At 41.4% G+C, this 944-nt stretch carries 1 pseudogene; it reads left to right on the top strand.

From position 1 onward, the window contains the following. A pseudogene (locus A3738_RS30310) lies at positions 1 to 944 on the top strand (hypothetical protein); the annotation flags it as partial.

Here is a 944-nt window from a genome sequence, read left to right as displayed (position 1 = left end):
TGATGGAAAATTAACGATTCAGCTATACCCGAATGCAGCAAATGATAGCGAGTATTGGAGATATGCAAGATCTGGTTATGGTACTCAGGCCTTAGCATTATTTAATGCTCAGGAAGATGTTGTGTTGCTTCGTCAGGTTGAAAATAGCGCATCCCCTTCTTTAGGTTATTTGCAGTACCTGCGTGAAGAAGTTGGTGATTCTGATAGTGATGGCTTGCCAGGTTGGTACGAACATTACTCAAATTCTGACGACAATCTAAGCTCTGATAAAGATCAGTTATTAGGTGGAGTATCGCGATTAGATCGTTTTGATAATTTTGATGATATTTCTGATTTCCTCGTGGATTCCGACGGTGATGGCTTGAGCAATGGTGAAGAGTCGGGCGGTGATGAGTATAAAAACGACAGTAATAATGACGGACTGAATGACAATGTCGGCGCTGGAATTATAGGCTCCAATGATGATGACAATGACGGCTTAGCGAATTTCGAAGAAATTAATATATATGGCACGGATCATAACTTAGCCGATACAGATAGTGATGGCGTAAGTGATTATTTTGAAATTTTTGTGTTATTCACTGATCCCACAAATCCAACATCTAAAGACTTCGATTTAGATAGTGTGTTAGATAACGATGGTTCAAGCGATTATGACGCAGATGGCCGCACTAACGCTGAAGAGGAAACTGAAAATACTGATCCTTATAACTGGGATACTGATGGCGATGGTTTGACTGATGGAGAAGAGTTTGCATTAGGCACGAATCCTTTATCAGCAGACTCGGATGGTGATGGTCTGAGTGACTTCGTTGAATCTAAGGTGGCGGGTCTTAATCCTAATGATGGTAGCGATGTAAACAATACAGATGCTGATTCTGACGGTTTGAAAGACTGGGAGGAAGCAATATATGGCACAGATCCTAGCGATCCCGATAGCGATA

It is taken from the genome of Oleiphilus sp. HI0066, from assembly GCF_001635725.1.
The sequence above is the reverse complement of the archived record's forward strand: the minus strand, read 5'-3'. Positions and strand labels throughout refer to the sequence as shown.